Raw genomic sequence first — 18,684 nt, 5'->3', positions numbered from 1 at the left:
TCAGCATGAAGACTCGCCAACTCGGCCATCGCGGCCCTCACGTTTCCTCCATCGGCCTGGGTTGCATGGGCATGTCGGATTTCTACACCACGGGCGTGGACGAGCGCGAAGCGATTGCCACGCTGCACCGCGCCGTGGAACTGGGCGTGACGCTGTTCGACACCGCCGACATGTACGGGCCGCATACCAACGAAGAACTGCTCGGACGGGCCCTGCGCGGCAAGCGTGACAGCCTTTACCTGGCGAGCAAGTTCGGCCTGGTGCGCAGCAGCGATCCCCATGCCCGCGGCGTCAATGGTCGCCCCGACTACGTCCGGCAATCTGTCGAGGGCAGCCTCAAGCGTCTCGATACCGATTACCTCGACCTCTACTACCAGCACCGCATCGATCCTGAAGTGCCCGTCGAAGAAACCATCGGCGCCATGGCCGAGCTGGTCAAGGCCGGCAAGGTCCGCCACATCGGGATCTCGGAAGCCAGCGCCGAGACCATCCAGCGGGCCCACGCCGTGCATCCCCTGGCAGCGGTACAAAGCGAATATTCGCTGTGGTCCCGTGAGCCTGAACACAATGACGTGCTCGATACTTGCCGGCGCCTGGGCATTGCATTCGTCGCCTACAGTCCCTTGGGCCGGGGTTTTTTGACCGGCGAGCTGAAATCACCGGAGGACTTCGCCGTCGATGACTATCGTCGCTTCAATCCGCGCTTCCAGGCCGACAACTTCAATCGCAACCTGGCGCTGGTAGAGCGGGTCAAGGCATTGGCCTTGGACAAGGGCATCAGCGCTGCGCAATTGGCCTTGGCCTGGGTATTGGCCCAGGGCGAGCATGTCATCCCGATCCCGGGCACCAAGCAGCGCAAGTACCTGGAAAGCAATGTGGCAGCAGCTTCGGTGATGTTGAGCGCTGACGAATTGGCCCAGCTGGATGGGATTTTCGCAGGCGAAGGTGCCGTGGCGGGCGACCGATACCAGGCGCACACGATGACGTTGTTGAACGGTTGATCCTGCGGCTGGGCTGGTGTCTTCGACAGGCCGGATTCAAGCAAGCGTCAGCCCAGCCGATAACCCTATCAATAATAGCCCCAGGCCCCGCCGGGCTCTGCCAGTTGCATAGGGTAATAATCGATGGGTTTGCCGCTGAATCGCCTGCTGGTGTGGGGCGTCCTGATGTTCCTCGCTGCAAGCGCTTGCGCGGCAGAGGCACCGCTGCGCATCGTGACCGAGGAACTGCCGCCCTACAACATGACGCAGAACGGCCGAATGACCGGCATGAGCACCGAGGTGGTCCAGGCCGTGCTCAAGGAGGTCGGCATGGACGCACCTATCCATTCCATGCCCTGGGCCCGGGCCTACGAACTGGCGCTCAATGAAAGCAATGTGTTGATCTACTCGATCGTCCGCACGCCTGCACGCGAACCGCTATTCCAGTGGGTCGGCAGCATCGGCCCGACGCAGTGGTACATCTACTCGCTGGCGGACCGGCCGGTGAAGCTCGACTCGCTGGCCGATGCCCATGGGCACCAGATCGCTACGGTCAATCAGGACGTGGGTGAGCAATACCTGGTCTCGAAGGGCTTTCGCATCGGCGAGGAATTGCAGTCGAGCACCAAGTACGAACACAACTACCGCAAGCTCAAGGTCGATCACGTGGAGCTGTGGATTTCCAACGAGCTCAACGCGCTGTACCTGACGCGCCAGAATGGCGAAGACCCGGACAAATTGCTGATCCGCTCGCTGGCGCTGCCCGAGCTGAGCAGCGCCGACGGCCTGAGCATGGCATTCAGCCGCAAGACGCCGGCCGATACGGTGGCGAAGTTCCGTGCGGGTCTGGAGACCATCCGGCGCAATGGCGTCTACGATGCCATCCTGCGCAAATGGTTGTGACATGGATGCCAATTTCCGTAGGGCCTCCTCCTTGCAACCACAGACCAAGGCGTTCAGCTCCCTAGGGCGCCGCCTGGTACTGGCAACGCTGTTGTTCTGCCTGCTCTTTACCCTGGCGATGGTCACCTGGCGTACCTGGTTGGCCTGGGAAAACAATCTGGCGGAAATGAATTCGGAGCTGGCCCTGATCGACCAGGTGTTCCAGAACACCCTGGCCCATGCCATTTGGGAACTGGACCGTGAATCCCTCGACCAGCAAATCACCAGCGTCGCCAAGGCAGCGCCCGTGGGACGCCTGGAATTGAACATCCTGCGCCCCGGGCAAGCGCCTGAAGTCATCGAACTCAATCGATACCCCGCCGGTCAATCGGGCGTGGTGCCGGTGCTGCATCGCCAGCTCATCGCACAGCCCTACGCCGGGGCCCATGAAAAAGTCGGCGAGCTGACCATCGAAGGCGACAATAACCTGCTGTGGGAGCGCCTCTGGGGCGAAGCACGCAGCATCGTCATCACCCAGCTCATCCAGTCCTTGCTGCTGGCCGGGTTGATCATGACCGTGTTCAACCGCCTGGTGACCGTGCATGTGGTGCATATCGCCCGGCACCTGGGCGAACTGGCGCCGCAAACCCTCATGCGTCACCTCAAGCTGCAACGGGCGGTGCAACGCCAGGACGAGCTGAGCCTGCTCGAATTCCAGGTCAATACACTCCAGGACAATCTGCGCGCCCATTTGGAACGCCAGCATTCGGACGAACTGGCCCTTGCCGCCAGTCGCGACCAGATGGCCGAACTGGTCGAGGCCCGCACCGCGGAATTGAAGGCGGCCAACCAGGCCCTTGAAGCACTGTCACGTCACGACGATTTGACGGGACTGGCCAACCGTCGCTATTTCGACGAGTTGAAGGACATCGAGTTTCGCCGGGCGATCCGCCACAAGACCCCGCTGGCGGTGCTCATGTGCGATGTCGATTTCTTCAAGATCTACAACGACACCTACGGCCACATGCAGGGCGACTTGTGCTTGAAAGAGATCGCCGAGACCCTGCGCAGCGTGTTCGGCCGCTCTGGCGAACTGACCGCGCGCGTAGGCGGCGAAGAGTTCGTCGTGGTCCTGCCCAACATCGACGCCGCCCAGGCCTGCGAGGCCGCCCAACGTTTCCGTGCAAGCCTGGCGGAACGTGAACTGCCCCACAGCGGTTCCAAGGTCTCGTCGTTTGTCACCGTGAGCATCGGCGTCGCCGAGCTGGACCCGGAGACCATGGACCATTTCGATCAACTGCTGCAACGCGCCGACCAGGCGCTGTACCGGGCCAAACACAAGGGACGCGATTGCGTCGCCCTGTAAACCATCGCGTGCCATGAGGTCTGTATATGCACTATCGCCTGATACTCTGCTCGTGCCTGCTTCTCACCTCGATCAGCCTGCAAAGCCACGCCGAGACGATCGAAGTCGTGACCGAAGATTCCCTCTATGCCTACCAGCGTGACGACAAGGTCGCCGGGCCGGGCATTCGCATCGCCGAACAAACGCTGAAGAACGCGCAGCTCACCGACTACAGCCTGTCGCTGTACCCGTGGGCCCGGGCCTACGAAAAGGCGCTGCACGAGCCTAACGTGTTGATTTTCCCCCTGGACCGCACCCCGGCCCGCGAGCAATTGTTCAAATGGGTCGGTGAGATACACCGCGTGGCGAGCCGGCTCTACAAGATGCGAGACAGTGAAGGCATCACCGTCAATAACCTCGAGGATGCCAAGCAGTACAGCATCGGCGTGGTGCGAAATGACGCCAAGCAGATTTACCTGCAACAGCGTGGGTTTACCCGGCTGGTCATCTCGGCCAACAACCACGACAACTTTCAAAAGCTGCTGAATCACCAGATCCAAATGCTGCCGATGCCGGAGAACACCGCGCGCCTGATGAGCAAGGATGCCCAAGTGGATTTCACTTCCCTGGAAGAGGTCTATACCCTCGACGAGCAACCCCATAGGGTCCACCTGGCGTTCAGCCTGAGCACACCTGACGAAGTCGTCGCCAAGGCCCAGCGCGCTTTCGAGCAGCTCAAGGCTTCTGGTGAAGTGGCGCGGATCATGAACGAACAGCGGTAGACTCTGGGGGATCACACCACAAGCAAACGATGAGGTATGTCCCGATGAGCCAAGCGTCCTACGTTCCGCCCAAGGTCTGGAAAAACGACGCCCCGTCTGGCGGCCAGTTCGCCAGCATCAACCGCCCTATCGCTGGGCCGACTCACGAAAAAACCTTGCCGATTGGCAAGCACCCGTTGCAGCTCTATTCCCTGGCCACGCCCAATGGCGTGAAGGTGACCATCCTGCTGGAGGAACTGCTGGCGCTGGGTCATACGGGCGCGGAATACGACGCCTGGCTGATCCGCATCAGCGAAGGCGACCAGTTCTCCAGCGGTTTTGTCGAGGTCAACCCCAACTCCAAGATCCCGGCCCTGCTGGACCGCAGCGTGGAACCTGGCATCCGTGTCTTCGAATCCGGCTCGATCCTGTTGTACCTGGCGGAAAAATTCGGCGCCTTCCTGCCCACCGACCTGGCAGGCCGCACCGAAACACTGAACTGGCTGTTCTGGCAGATGGGCTCTGCCCCCTACCTGGGTGGCGGCTTCGGGCATTTCTACGCCTATGCGCCGGAGAAACTCGAATACCCGATCAATCGCTTCACCATGGAAGCCAAGCGTCAACTCGACGTCCTCGATCGCCGCCTCGGCGAAAGCCAATACCTGGCAGGCGATGACTACACCATCGCCGACATCGCGGTCTGGCCCTGGTATGGCCAACTGGTGCGCAACAACGTGTACGGCGCCGCCGAATTCCTGAGTGCCCACGAATACACCCATGTGCAGCGCTGGGCCGAAGAGATTGCCAAGCGCCCCGCCGTCCTGCGCGGACAGCGGGTCAACCGCACGTGGGGTGACGAAGCGAGCCAAGTGCCGGAGCGGCATGAGGCTGGGGATTTGGGCTGAGGGCAGGTCCCATGCCGGATCGCTGGTAAACCCCGGCTTTTTTTGACCAGCACAGCCCCCCTGTGGGAGCGAGCTTGCTCGCGATGGCGGTGGGTCAGTTGGCATCGATGCTGAATGTGCCGACGTCATCGCGAGCAGGCTCGCTCCCACCGTTTCTTGCGGTCCGCGATAACCTGCTCGGTTTCTTACAGGCATCCAACACCGTCGCCTTATGGGCAATACCGTATGCCTTGGCCCCCCTGCGCCATCAACCCGCAGTTAGTTGACAGTCATAGTCTTCAAACCAAACGCAAGAACCCGGGCATCATCGCCCAAGCCGAGCTGCTGCGGACTTATCGCATCCGCAAATTGCAAATGCATCCTCAAGAAGCCCTGATCCGCAATGCGTTGCTGCATCGAGGGTGTAACAGGTATTTCGAGGATGTTGCCTTCCGACTTTTCAAGCGTATGGGTCGATGCCGGCAGACCATTGATCAGAACGGTGACTTTCTGCTGCGTATGCCCCGGCACAACAAAGGCTGAGGCTTCCAAGCGAATGGAATGCACGAGGGTCGTCACTCGCCATACAAGTTCCGCATCGCTTCCCTCGGTCCAGGTGCCCCATTGCTCCGCGTCCGCCCACCCCTTCGCCAAATACGCAGTACCTGAATCACGTTGATCGAATCGCACGGTATGCCCAAGCTCAAGTGGGGCAGCTGTCGGCGCCTGTTCATGTGTCAACTGAGGGCATTCGCTACACCGCTTCCAACCAGGCGCAAGCACGGTAAAGCCATCGATTCTGGCGAAAAGATCAACGGAGGTATCCACGGTGCCCAACGCACGCAACATAGCCCGGTTGTCCATCAAATACAGCGAATCCGGTTCGTACTTTCCCGAGGCTAAGACCAGGGTGGCTTTTTCGTCAGCCTGTAGCCATTGCTTCATACTCATCCGCCCAAGGTAGGGGGCATCCGTGGACAAATGATGGAGGCCTGCAAAAGCTGAAACAGAAAGCCAATGCGGGGAGAGATTCTGCGGCACTATCCATCGAACTTTCTGGTAATGAGATGCAGCGCTCTTCCAAAATGGATCGACAAAGGGTGTCGCCCATTCGGATGCCGGCTTGACCATGAATTTCTTTCTGACGTCCGACCAGCCACTGTGAGTGTCGAAAACTTGTATCAGCAGCGCCATTCCCAGTAGACACGCGGCGACTCTTGACGTGTGGGCGCGAACGATCAGGAAAATAATGACAAAGATCACAACGTAGTAAATCGGCCAGAACATTCGCCCTGAGGCACGGAAGATGTTCGCAATGGAAATCACTTGAGGGGGCAAGGAATAACCAAGCTCGAACGAACCGATTGCGACATGGTTCGAGAACGAGAAAATGGTCAGACCGATCAACGCCAGCCCTAGCATCGGCCGTTTATACAGCGCGGACCCAAGCCCTGTATTACCGCGCAACCATCCTGCAAAGGCACAAATCGATAAAACAATCAGGCCCGTCCCCAGGAAAGCGAAACCGTCACTGTCCCCCGGTACACCCGGGAGATTTTTCAACGCATACGACCAGTTCTGGGGATTGAACAGCGTCAAGACGTTTGCCCGGTACAGACCGAATCCGGCAGAAGTAACGCCTGCGCGCTCGACGGTGAAATAACCGGCCTGCCAGCAACAGGCGGTGACTAGGGAAAACAACACCCCCAACTCAACGACCGCGGAGCCAAGGGACAGCCGGCGTTTAAAGTATTTAGCGGCAACATCGGCCAACCAGATCAGCGCAATCATCGCCAGAAAGTAGGCATGGATCAGCGCAGCCGCCGCCAACAATGCCCCCCAGGCCATACGTCTTCTGCGTAAGGCTGGGTGCAGGTTCAGGTACAACGCCGCAAGGACCAAAAAATGCCCGCCCAAAGACAGATGTACGGTCATGCGCAGGATCATGGGAGGCACAAAGAGGAACAGCGCCGCGCCGAGGGCTCGGATAGCAATACTGGGCGTAATCAATCCCACCAGTTTCCAGGCAAACCATGCCTGAAGCATGAAACAAGCCAGCAGCCAGAGACCAAAATACTGAAAAGGTTCAGGCAGCAACGACGCGAAGGGTTTGAATACAAAGGCCAGGAGCGGATTGGAATCCGAAAAGATGATGCTGTTGCTCAGTTCAAGCCCGTAGGATGGATTCAGACCGATAGGAAACGACCAGGGCGATTGCCTGAAGAACAACCAACCTAAGTAATGAGTGGCCGGATCGCCATTTCCCAACCAGGCGATATTTCGCGGGTCCAACACACGCGGCCCGATGACCATGAAAAATGCCAATGCGCCAATCAACAAAGGCAGCAGGTTCAATATCCTGCCCTGGCCTAGCGGCTTCATTGCCTCGCCTGCGGCGCGATACAACACAGCGATCAAATTGCGGTTTACAAGTGGTCGTGGCGTCCAAGTGCGCCTAGTTTGCGTACCGTGCTGATGAGTCAATTGTTTTACTCTTTTTATAGTGTTTTTTAACAATCCGCCGATCCACGGTAGCCGCCGCAGCCGGCTTTTTCACCGGTGATCCAGCACCTCGCTCCACCGATGCTACCAGCTATCCCCGGCCATTAATCTTGCATGGCTTATCCGAATGTTTTTCAACGACGAGTAGGTTCGTCTCACGTCAAGGATGGCTGTGGAGGGCACAGAGAGTAGCAAGAGGCCATCACCAAAGCACAGCGGTGTCTTTTTTTGTCCAGCGTCAGGGACTGTTTTTTCATTGACCTACTTGGGACCGATACGAAAGTCGCTAACCAACAGACGTAGTAAACCCCAACCAAAAGCCCTGTGTATTGCCCCCGCAAATAGCACAAGCTCACGCCCATACAAGCCCCCAGCCGTGACCACTACAGAGAAAGGACTCCGCACGCATACCTCGTACGCGTCACGTCGCGCTCAACCGAGTCCAGCCATGAACCTACTGAACCTCTTCGACACTGCCCGAGCCCGCACTCAAGGGGCTGTAAGCGTGGCCTGCACCTCTGCTGAGCTGGACCAGGCGTTGGCCGACGCACGTATCACCCCAGTATTGATCACCGGGTTCGTCTCCCCCCACCTGGACATCGATCAGGTCGCCGCCAAGATCAAGAAGCGCTTCGCCCACAGCACCATCAGCCTGTGCACGACGTCAGGTGAGCTGTGCAACGCTGCAAACACGCTGTATTGCCAGACCGGCGAGACCTGGGACCGGGTGGTGCTGCAGCTGTTTGACGCCAGTGTGATTGTGTCGGCCGAGGTGGTGATGGTGCCGCTGGAGTGCGAGGACATTCGCGGTGGCGGCAAGCGCTTGGCCATGCGTGAGCGAATCGCCAGGTTGGTGACTAACATCAAGCAGGCGCAAGTGAGCACGCCCATTGACCACCGCGATACCTTGGCCTACGTGGTGTTCGATGGGCTTTCGGCTTCCGAGTCGTTCTTCATGGAGGCGCTCTATGAGTCGGGACGTTTCCCTTGCCTGTTCGTCGGCGGCTCGGCCGGTGGCAAGACGGATTTCAAAAAGACCCTGATCAGTGATGGGCAGCGCAGTTATCAGAACCACGCGCAGATTGTCTTCCTGAAAACCGCGGCGGACGTGCGCTTCGGGGTGTTCAAGAGCCAGAACTTCCAACCTGCCGGGCTGACGTTCAGCGTGCTGACCGCGTCGGTCGAAGACCGCACCATCGACCAGGTCATCGACAGCCGTGGCAACATCAAGAGCATGGTCCAGGCGCTGTGCGAGGCATTCGAGTGCAGTGCCCAGGCACTGGAAAAGAAGCTGGCCGATTATTCATTCGCCATCCGTGTGGGCGATGAGCTGTTCGTCCGCTCCATTGCCCGTATCGACTATCAGCAGCAAATCATCCAGCTGTTCTGCGACGTGGCGCCCGGCGAAGAGCTGGTGATGGTCAAGCGCACGCCCCTTCGCGAGGCGACCCGCCTCGACTACGAGAAATTCCTCAAGGGTAAAGGGGGTCGACCGGTGGCCGCTATCCTCAACGACTGCATCCTGCGCCGGCTCAACAACAGCAGCGACCTGGGCAGCATGGCCGGTATTTTCGGGGATGTGCCTTTGGCCGGTTTCTCGACGTTTGGTGAAATCCTCGGCCTGAACCTTAACCAGACGCTCACGGCGATTTTCTTCTTCCGAGTCACCAAGGGCGCCGGTTTTGTCGATGAGTATGTCGACAACTTCATCGCCCACTATGGCGAGTTCAAGGCGTTTTTCCTGCGCCGCCAGATCAAGAAGCTGGCGGGCCTGAACCATGTTGTGGTCAAGCAGATCATGGCGTTCAAGATGAATGACTTCAGCAGCGCCCTGGACACTCGCGGCCTGGACAACACCATCCTGCCGGTGTTCGACGGCCTGACGGACCTGGGTCAGGTATTGGCCCAGGCCAGCCAGCAGCAAGCGCTGATGGCGACGCAAATCAAGCATTACTCAGGTGAGCTACACCTGTCGATGGATGACCTGACGGGCACGATCGACCGGCAAAACAGCGTCGCCGAGCAGGCCGGCACGACCGTCGAACAGCTTGCCACCCAAGCGGGTGAAGCGGTGGTCGGCGCCCGTGCGCTCGCCAGTTCGAGCTTGCGTATTCAGTCGATCGTACAGGTCATCCAGCAAATTGCAGGGCAGACCAACCTGTTGGCCCTTAACGCGGCCATCGAAGCAGCGCGTGCCGGTGAGATGGGCAGAGGGTTTGCGGTGGTGGCTGATGAGGTCCGCAAGCTCGCGGAAATCACCCGCAAGAATGCCGCGGAAATCGGCGTGGACATTGACCTGCTCTCGACGGAGATCCAAGGCGTCGCCCAACAGATCGAAGACCAGTCCGTCGCCGTCAGCGCCCTGCGCGAGATGCTCGATGCCCTGGAAGACTCGAGCCGCACCACCGAAGGTACGGCGCAACGCACGAAGGCCATCGCGGACACCCTGACGGGGCTGACCCACGCCAGTGCTTGAGTAACTGCCACAGGGTTTGGTGTTGAATCCGGATGCTGTGGGCGCCCGCAATCCCTTGTGGGAGTGGGCTTGCTCGCGATAGCGGTGGGTCTGCTTGTGGTGATGTTGGATGTGCCGCCGTCTTCGCGAGCAAGCTCGCTCCCACAGGGGGGCCGGGGTGATCAGGGGGCCGGCGTTCGCCACAAATCCCTGTGGGAGCTGAGCTTGCTCGCGATGGCGGTGGGTCTGCTTGTGGTGAGGTTGGATGTGCCGACGCCTTCGCGAGCAAGCTCGCTCCCACAGGGGGGCCGGGGTGATCARGGGGCCGGCGTTCGCCACAAATCCCTGTGGGAGCTGAGCTTGCTCGCGATGGCGGCGGGTCTGCTTGTGGTGATGTTGAATGTGCCGCCGTCTTCGCGAGCAGGCTCGCTCCCACAGGGGGGCCGGGGTGATCAGGGGGCCGGCGTTCGCCACAAATCCCTGTGGGAGCTGAGCTTGCTCGCGATAGCGGTGGGTCTGCTTGTGGTGATGTTGGATGTGCCGGCGCCTTCGCGAGCAAGCTCGTTCCCACAGGGTTTGGTGTTGTGTCTGGATGCGGGTTCGGACCTGGATGATCAGCCTGCGGGGTGCTCGTTGATTGTGCTCGCGGCCTGGAACAGGATTTTCGCGACGAAATCGATTTCCTGTTCGGTGATGATCAGCGGCGGCAGGAAGCGTACGGTCGCGCCGTGGCGTCCGCCCAGTTCAACGATCAAGCCGTGCTTCAGGCAAGCCTGCTGGAACGCCTTGGCCCGGGCCGTGTCCACCGGCGGATGGCCCTGTACGTCTGGGGTGCCTTGCGGGTCGACGATTTCCATGCCGAGCATCAGGCCGCGTCCACGCACATCGCCGATCCAGGCGAACTCGTTTTGCAGCGCCTGCAATTGTTTTTGCAGGTGGGCACCCACCGTTTCGGCGTGCTGGACCAGGCCTTGATCACGGATAAAACGCAAGGTCGCGGTACCCGCCGCCATCGCCAGTTGATTGCCGCGGAATGTGCCGGCGTGGGCACCCGGCTGCCAGACGTCCAGCGACTCGTGATAGACCATGACCGACAGCGGCAACCCGCCGCCGATGGCTTTGGACAGGGTGATGACATCCGGCGTGATGCCCGATTGCTCGAAGCCGAACATCCGTCCACTGCGGGCAATGCCGCACTGGATCTCGTCGACGATCAGCGGAATGCCATGGGCCTGGGTCAACCGGCGCAACTCCTGCAGCCAGCGGTCCGGTGCGGCAATCACCCCGCCCTCGCCCTGGATCGGCTCCAGGATCATCGCCGCCGGTGCGGTCACCCCGCTTTCCGGGTCGTTGAGCAAGTGCTCGAGGTAGCGCACGTTCAAGGTGACCGCCTGATCGCCGGCCACCCCGAACGGGCAACGATAGTCGTGGGGGAACGGCAGGCGCTGCACGCCTGGCATCAATGCACCGAGGGCATTTTTCGGCGACAGGTTGCCGCTGATGGCCAGCGTGCCCAGGGTCATCCCGTGATAGGCCCCTTCGAATGCCAGGACCGAATGCCGTCCGGTGGCGGTACGGGTCAGCTTGAGCGCGGCCTCGACCGCATCGGCCCCACTCGGGCCGCAGAACTGGATGCGTGCATGGCGAGCGAACTCGCTGGGCAGGCAAGCGAAAATCTCTTGGACGAAGGCGTCCTTCACGGGGGTCATGAGGTCCAGGGTGTGCATCGGCACACCGGCTGCCATGACCTGGGTGATGGCTTCGATGATCACCGGGTGGTTGTGCCCCAGCGCCAGGGTCCCGGCACCGGCCAGGCAATCGATGAACACTTGCCCTCGGCTGTCCTGCACATAAATGCCATGGGCCCTTTCAAGCACCAGGGGAATGCGTCGCGGGTAACTGCGGGCGTTGGATTCCTGCTGTTGCTGACGTTCCAGCAGTGGTGTCGAATCGAGGCAGTAAGGATTCGACAGACCGGTGTGCAACAGGCGTAGCTGTTGCGCGCCACCCGCTGTGACATTCGAAAAAGCACTCATGATTTCCTCCATGGAGGCTGGGTTTGGAAGGGAACGAACAGCCTGGAAACAAACATCCGAAACGTTGCAGGACAGACGCGGGGAGATTGCCTCCCCGCGCCCGTGGTTTTTTTTACATGTCGTAGCGCAGGATCATCCCCACCGTGCGCGGTGCGCCGACGTCGATGATGTCGTCGTTGCGATTGTTGGTGACGTACTCCTTGTCGAACGCATTCTTCACGTAGGCGGACACTGCGACGTTCTTGGTGACTTTGTACTCGGTGTTGAAATTCACCAGCACATAGGCATCGCTCTTACGCTCACCAGTGACTTTGCCGTTTGAGTCGAACTCGTACTCCGAAGGCGCGGTGCTCTGATAGACAATGTCCGTGCCGAATATCAGGCGATCGTCGAAGCGATAGACACCACCCACCGAGGCCTTGTATTTAGGCGAGTAGAGGAACGACTCGCCGCTCCTGTCCTGACCATTGTCAACGACGAAGTCCTTGTATTTGCTATCGGTAATGGCGCCGCCGACGTTCAAGGTCAGTTGTTCGGTGATGTCTTTTTCGACGAAGACTTCCAGGCCCTTGATCTCACTGCGACCAGCGTTGTAGATATCAATGACGGTGCTACCGGGCTGCCGCACGCTGACCTGCTGATCTTTCCAGTCGGTGTAGTACAGGTTGGCGCGGGTACGCAGGGTCTTGTCGAAGAACGAACCGCGATAGGACAGCTCGTAGTTGGTGGTGTATTCCGGGTCGTAGGCTTGGTGACCGCTACCGGAACGCAGGTTGACACCGCCACCGCGATAGCCCTTCTGCACCGTGAAACCGAGGTACTGGTCCGTTGCCAGTTCGTAGTCGATGCCGAGTTTCGGCAGCACGGCATCAAACGACTTTTTGATTTTCTCGGGCACGAAGCGGCCATCTGCTTCGATGTCGGTATCGTTCGTCTCGTGGTCGTAACGCAGGCCGGTGATCAAGGTCCAGCGCGGCGCGAACGTCCAGTTCACTTCACCGAACACCGCCTTGTTTTCAATCTTGGTATCACCTTTGACGGTGCGAACCAGTACGTCATCGAACAACAACCGGTCGTGGAAGGCGTTGGTGTTGTGGCCATAGTAGGCGCCGACGAAACTCTTCACCGTGTCCGAGTCGTAATTCAGACGCAGTTCCTGACTGAACAGGTTGCCGTCTTGTTTACGCAGAACGACCTCGTTGTCCACCGCTGTCTGGTCAAAGTCCAGGCGGTTGCTGTAGTCCGTACTGGTATTGGCGGTCATGCTCGTCAGCGACCAGGCATCGTTCAGGCGGTAGTCCACCTTGGCGCTGAAAGTGTCTTGCTTGAGGTTGTCGAAGGCCTCGGTATTGGACGCGATGTCGTAATAGCTCGGCTTGCCATCGGCGCCGCGCATCGTCGAGCGGTCACCCTGGCGATGTTCGTTATGGGCATAAGTCAGCAAGACGTCAGTGTCGTCATTGGGCAGGATCAGCAATTTACCGCGGACGTTGCTGGTGCGATGCGGGTTGGCGTCTTTATCGAGCGTGGTGTTGCGGATGTAGCCGTCACCGTCGGAATAATCCACGGCGATACGCCCGGCGATCTTGTCATCGACGATGGCCCCGCCACCCGCCACGGCCGCACCGTGCTCACCGTAGTTGCCCACGCTGGTCTGCGCCGAGAAGCTCGGTTCGAAGGTTGGGTTCTTGGTTCGGATAACCACCGCGCCGGCCAGGGAGTTACGGCCCTGAGTGGTGGATTGCGGGCCAAGGAAAACCTCGACCTGCTCGGCATCCCAGAGCGGGACCGGGCTGAGGGTCAGCGCGCGGTTGGGCTGCACGGCACCGTCGACATACACCGACACGGCCCCGTTGAGGGCCGCCGGGCCCTGGTCGTCAAAGCCGGACACCGGCACGCCACGAATACCCCAGTTCTCATTGCCGGCCTGGCTATAGACGCCGGGCGTGCGGGCAAATACATCCACCAGGTCCTTGTCGCCGTGTTCACGCAGGTTCTTGTCGGTGACGACCACGACGCTGGACTGGGTCTTATCGAGAGGACGGTCGATTTTTTCACCCGTCACGGTGATCGGAGCGATCTCCATCTTGCCGGCTTCTTCAGCCGCCCATGCGCCGTTGCTCAGGCCGATGGCCGACCCTACAGCCAACGCAATTGTGTTCTTTTTGAAATTCACGCCCCGCTCCCCTGCGACAGATATTTTTAGGTTTTTTGAGCTGGCCGAAGGCTGCTTGGCGCCAGCGGAGCGGAGTCTAATCCAAAAAAAAAATTAAATAAATAGTATTGATAATCCATCTCATTTGTACCTAGTATGTCGTCTTGTATCACCTTACATACATTACAGACGAGTCCTACATCGCTGACCGCTGCCCTGCTTTCATGGTCTTGTGACTGGTCGAAGAAGCTATAAGAGGATGCACAAGGATGACCTCAATCGAACACCTGAACGGGCGTTCCGAGCTGTTTTCAATGGCGCCCACGGATGCAAGCGCCCAATCGCTACCCGTGCTGGTGCAGGGGACATCGGGGCAGTCGATCCACGATCTGGACACCTCGATCCGCGACAGCCTGGCCCATCTCCTGAGCACCGTTGGTGGCGTGTTGTTTCGCGGTTTCACCGTCGCCACGCCCATTGATTTCAAGCGCTTCGCTGCCAGCTTCAGTGCACCGCTGGCCAGTTACGAATTCGGCTCCACACCGCGCAGCAAAGTCTTCGCCGGGGTCTATAGCTCCACCGAGTACCCCGCCCATCAATTCATCCCGCTGCACAACGAACAGGCCTACACCCGACCCTGGCCTTCGCGCATCTGGTTCCACTGCATCAAGGCCAGCGAAACCGGTGGCGAGACCCCGATTGCCGACAGCCGCCTGATCTACCAGCGCATGCCTGGCGAGATTCGCGAGCTGTTCGCCAGCCGCGAGTTGCTCTACGTGCGCAACTACAGCGGCGCCCTGGACCTGCCCTGGGAAAAAGTCTTCAACACCCAGGACCGCGCCCAGGTCGAACGCTACTGCCAGGACAACGACATCGAGTGGGAGTGGAAAGCCGATGGCGACCTGCGCACCCGCCAGCGTTGCGCCGCCGTGCAGCAGCATCCCGATACCGGTGAATGGGTCTGGTTCAACCAGGCGCACCTGTTCCATGTCTCGGCCATCGAACCGAGCGTACGCGCCAGCCTGCTGGCGGCGGTGGGTGAAGAGAACCTGCCGCGCCATGTCTATTTCGGCGATGGCTCGCCGATTGCCGACGGCATGCTCGACACCGTGCGCGAGGTCTACCGCGAGACTGCCATCAGTTTCCCCTGGCAGCCCGGCGATATCCTGATGCTCGATAACCGACTGGTCGCACACGGTCGCAATCCTTTCACCGGTGACCGCAAAGTCATCGTGGCCATGGCGTGAATTGCACATGTTTTCATTCGAACACTGGATCGACGTGCTGGAAGCCAACGCCCAGCACTTCCCTCAGCGCGCGGCCCTGAATTTTCTGCCGGACGGCGTAGAGATCGGCGAAACCCTGACCTTTGCCCAGTTGCACGAGCAATCCCAATCCCTGGCGGCCGCGCTGCAAGCACGTTATGCACCGGGTGATCGGGTGCTGTTGATGTTGCCCAGCAGCCTCGACTACGCCCGCACTTTCTGTGCCTGCCTGTATGCGGGGCTGATTGCCGTGCCGTTGTTTCCACCGCCGTCGCGCAAGCCGCGCCACCTCGATCGCGTCCGTAACGTGGTGGTGGATGCCGAACCGGCGCTGATTCTTGCACCGGCAGATTATTGCGAAGGCTTGCTGGAACTGGTGGAGGGCCGCGTCGATGTGCTGACCGTCCAGGACCTGGGCACGCCAGCGGCCAGCCAGTGGCAACGCCCGGCCATCGACGGTTCTACCGTGGCCTTCCTGCAATACACCTCCGGCTCTACCGGTTCGCCAAAAGGTGTCGAGGTGCGTCAACGCAACCTGATCGCCAACGTCGAACTGATGCGCCAGGCGTACGCTTTCGACGAGCACGGCGCCATGGTCAACTGGCTGCCGCTGTACCACGACATGGGCCTGATCGGCGGCATGCTGGCCCCGCTCTACAGCGGCATGCCCTGCTACCTGATGGCGTCCCAGACGTTCGTCAATGCGCCGTCGACCTGGTTGCAGGCGTTGAGTCGCTACCGCGCCACCGCCAGTTTCGCCCCCAACTTCGCCTATGCCCTGTGCAACCGCGTGGTCAGCGACAACCTGATCGCGCAGCTCGACCTGAGCGCCTGGAAACACGCGATCAACGGCGCCGAACCGATCCACCCTGGCACCCTGGAAGCTTTCGCCCAGCGCTTTGCCGCCTGTGGCCTGAACCCGTTGGCCATCAGCCCCGGGTATGGCCAGGCCGAAGCGACCCTGTGCGTCAGCGCCACGCCGGCCGATGCACTGCCAGTGGTGCTGCGCCTGGACAAAGCCGTGCTGGAGACCGGTCGCGTGGCCCTGGCGACGGCCGATGCCGCCGCCGTGGAGTTCGTCGCCTGTGGTTACCCGCAAGCCTTGCACAGCATCGCCATCGTCGACCCGCACACCTTCGAACGCTGCGCCGCCGACCGCATCGGCGAAGTCTGGCTCAAGGGCCCGAGCAACGCCGAATCCTACTGGAAGAACCCCGAAGCCACTCGTGAAGCCTTTGAAGCACGGGTTGTCGGTTCATCGGAGCATTACCTGCGCTCCGGCGACCTGGGCTTCATCCACGAAGGCCAGGTGGTGATCTGCGGACGCCTCAAGGACCTGCTGATTCTCAACGGACGCAACCTCTATCCCCACGACATCGAATTCGCCATCACCGACGCCGAGCCGGGCATCCGTACCGGACGCATCGCTGCTTTCTCGGAAATGGACCCGGCCCTGGGCCGCGAGAAACTGGTGATCGTCGCCGAGCCGCAACGCAAGTTCGTCGACCCGGCCCATCACCCAGCGCTGTTCGCGTCGATGCAAAACGCCGTGCGCGAAGCCGCCGACTGCGGCATCGACCAGATTGTGCTGGTGCAAGCCGGTACCATCCCGATGACCACCAGCGGCAAGATCGCCCGTCAAGGCGCACGCAAACAACTGGCCGCGGGCACGTTGAGCATCATCGCCCAGAGCGGTGGCCAGCATGCCTCGAACGGCGAGACCCTTGACCTTGCCCAGTTCAAGCGCCTGGTGGCCGAGACGCCGCAACAGGCCCAGGTCGCCTGCCGCCAATGGCTGGAACAGACGCTGCACGCGGTCAACCCGTATCTGTCCGCCCATTTCGAACGCAGCCTGATCGGCCAGGGCCTGGACTCCATCGGCGTGGCCGACTTCGCTGCGCGCCTGCACCGGGACCTGGGCTGGAACCTCGAGACCCAGGACTTGTTCGGGGAAATCACCCTGGGGCAATGGGCGCTGGCGCTGCAAGACTTCATGCATCAGCCGGCACTGACGGTCGAGATCTCAACCGAGCAGGCCAACCTCAGCCAGGGCCATCAATCGTTCGCCCAACGTCGCCTGTGGTTCCTGCGCCAACTGAACCCGGACGACACCCGCCATAACCTGGTGCTGCATCTGCGCCTGCAAGGGCCGTTGGACATCGAGACGCTGGCCCTGCGCTTGAACACGCTGGTCGAGCGGCATGGTGTGTTGCGCACGGTATACCGCGACGGTGTCGATGGCCCGCAACAACAGGTGTTGCCGGCCACGGCGATAGCGCTGATCCATCATGATTTGCGTGAACAGCATGAAGCGCAGCAAAAGCAGGCGCTGAGTGAGCACCTGGCCCACGAACACGCCACCCCTGTCGATCTGCAAGCCGGCCCGCTGCTGCGAGCGCAGTTGCTTAGCCGAGATGACCAACAGCATGACCTGCTGCTGACCCTGCACCACATCGCCTTCGACGGCCGCTCGGCGCAAATATTGCTGGCGGAACTGGCGGGTTCGGCGGACGCCGCACTCCCGGGGCAATACCTCGATTTCGCCCAATGGGAAGCCCGGCACTGGAGCGAACAGCGGATCGCCACCGAGCAGGACTTCTGGCGCGGACACCTGGCCGGCATGCCGCAAACATTGGAACTCGGTGGCAGCGGCCAGGCCCCGGGCGAACACAGCCTGGACTTCAACGTGCCCCAGATCAGCTGCGAACGGCTGGCAGCACTGGCCCGCGAGCAAGGCATGACCTTGTTCATGCTGTTGCTGGCCAGCTACCAACTGGTGCTCAAGCAACTGGGCGGCCAGCAGCAGTTCCTGCTGGGCACCGACGTCAGCGGCCGGCCACTGGCTGAGCACAACGACGTCATCGGTTTCTTCGTCAACCAGTTGACCCTGCGCTGTGACTTGCGCGGCGAACCGAGCCTGGCCGGTTTCCTTGAGCGGGTTCGTGATGAAGCGCGCCTGGCCTATGCCCATCAAGGCCTGCCTTTCGACCTGGTGGTCTCGGCCCTCGCGCCGCAACGCCGTCCCGGTCACTCGCCGCTGTTCCAGGTCAAGCTCAACTATCAACCGTCACGGGTGACCCCGACCGCCATCGCCGGCGCGCAGCTGTCCGCGCTGGACGTGGCCCAGGCACCGGGAGATTTCCACCTGGTGCTCGACCTCGTGCACGGCAGCGAAGGCCTCGCCGCGACCCTCAAGTATCGCGGCGAATACTTCGACCAGCAGCGTGCCCTGCGTCTGCAACACCTGTGGACGGGCCTGCTGGAACAGCTACACACCCTGTTGGACGAGCCGCTGCCGGCATTGGCCGAGCGCATCGACAACTGGGACCAGGCCTTTGCCCGTGAGCGACAACAGTCCCAGGCGCTGGCCGGTCGCAGCCAGATGATGCAAGCCAAACGTCGCTCCTTGTCCCTTTAAC

11 protein-coding genes and 1 pseudogene are annotated in these 18,684 nt (G+C 60.7%); 9 read left to right on the top strand and 3 right to left on the bottom strand.

Annotated elements, in window-relative coordinates; all coding sequences use genetic code 11:
- Positions 1-5: 5 nt before the first annotated feature.
- The 5 genes from ASC85_RS02100 (at position 6) to yghU (ending at position 4,873) form a co-directional block, all read left to right on the top strand.
- The gene (locus ASC85_RS02100) at positions 6-1,001 is read left to right on the top strand and encodes an aldo/keto reductase (protein WP_057448048.1); all 996 of its coding nucleotides are present in this window, start codon (positions 6-8) and stop codon (positions 999-1,001) included.
- 123 nt (positions 1,002-1,124) lie between these two features.
- Positions 1,125-1,883, top strand: coding sequence for a substrate-binding periplasmic protein (locus tag ASC85_RS02095; protein ID WP_057448047.1), 759 nt, complete (start codon positions 1,125-1,127; stop codon positions 1,881-1,883).
- A 1-nt stretch (position 1,884) separates the two neighbouring features.
- Complete coding sequence (locus tag ASC85_RS02090; protein ID WP_057448046.1) at positions 1,885-3,228, top strand: diguanylate cyclase; 1,344 nt, start codon at positions 1,885-1,887, stop codon at positions 3,226-3,228.
- Positions 3,229-3,254: 26 nt separating this feature from the next.
- A complete protein-coding gene (locus tag ASC85_RS02085) occupies positions 3,255-3,989 on the top strand; it encodes a substrate-binding periplasmic protein (RefSeq protein WP_057448045.1) in 735 nt (244 codons plus the stop codon).
- A 44-nt stretch (positions 3,990-4,033) separates the two neighbouring features.
- Complete coding sequence (gene yghU / locus ASC85_RS02080; protein WP_057448044.1) at positions 4,034-4,873, top strand: glutathione-dependent disulfide-bond oxidoreductase; 840 nt, start codon at positions 4,034-4,036, stop codon at positions 4,871-4,873.
- Positions 4,874-5,131: 258 nt separating this feature from the next.
- On the opposite strand, the gene ASC85_RS02075 is transcribed toward yghU, so the two are convergent.
- Positions 5,132-7,234 carry a DUF6311 domain-containing protein gene (locus ASC85_RS02075; protein ID WP_057448043.1) on the bottom strand — a complete coding sequence of 701 codons (2,103 nt, stop codon included), beginning with the start codon at positions 7,232-7,234 and terminating at the stop codon, positions 5,132-5,134.
- Between the two features lie 286 nt (positions 7,235-7,520).
- Between ASC85_RS02075 and ASC85_RS33690 the strand changes: the two are divergent.
- Positions 7,521-8,957: pseudogene (locus ASC85_RS33690) on the top strand (FIST signal transduction protein); the annotation flags it as partial.
- A 195-nt stretch (positions 8,958-9,152) separates the two neighbouring features.
- Complete coding sequence (locus ASC85_RS33685; RefSeq protein ID WP_371916742.1) at positions 9,153-9,830, top strand: methyl-accepting chemotaxis protein; 678 nt, start codon at positions 9,153-9,155, stop codon at positions 9,828-9,830.
- 593 nt (positions 9,831-10,423) lie between these two features.
- Here ASC85_RS33685 and ASC85_RS02065 read toward each other — a convergent pair.
- Entirely contained in the window at positions 10,424-11,845 is a 1,422-nt protein-coding gene (locus ASC85_RS02065) for a diaminobutyrate--2-oxoglutarate transaminase (protein WP_082534291.1), read from the bottom strand.
- A 112-nt stretch (positions 11,846-11,957) separates the two neighbouring features.
- A complete protein-coding gene (locus tag ASC85_RS02060; protein ID WP_057448041.1) occupies positions 11,958-14,021 on the bottom strand; it encodes a TonB-dependent receptor in 2,064 nt (687 codons plus the stop codon).
- A 248-nt stretch (positions 14,022-14,269) separates the two neighbouring features.
- Between ASC85_RS02060 and ASC85_RS02055 the strand changes: the two genes are divergently transcribed.
- Positions 14,270-15,247 carry a TauD/TfdA family dioxygenase gene (locus ASC85_RS02055; protein WP_082534290.1) on the top strand — a complete coding sequence of 326 codons (978 nt, stop codon included), beginning with the start codon at positions 14,270-14,272 and terminating at the stop codon, positions 15,245-15,247.
- Positions 15,248-15,254: 7 nt separating this feature from the next.
- Complete coding sequence (locus ASC85_RS02050; RefSeq protein WP_057448040.1) at positions 15,255-18,683, top strand: condensation domain-containing protein; 3,429 nt, start codon at positions 15,255-15,257, stop codon at positions 18,681-18,683.
- Position 18,684: the final 1 nt, after the last annotated feature.

Source organism: Pseudomonas sp. Root401, from assembly GCF_001425105.1.
GTDB classification, from domain to species: domain Bacteria; phylum Pseudomonadota; class Gammaproteobacteria; order Pseudomonadales; family Pseudomonadaceae; genus Aquipseudomonas; species Aquipseudomonas brassicacearum.
This window is presented reverse-complemented; position numbering and strand designations above follow the sequence as displayed.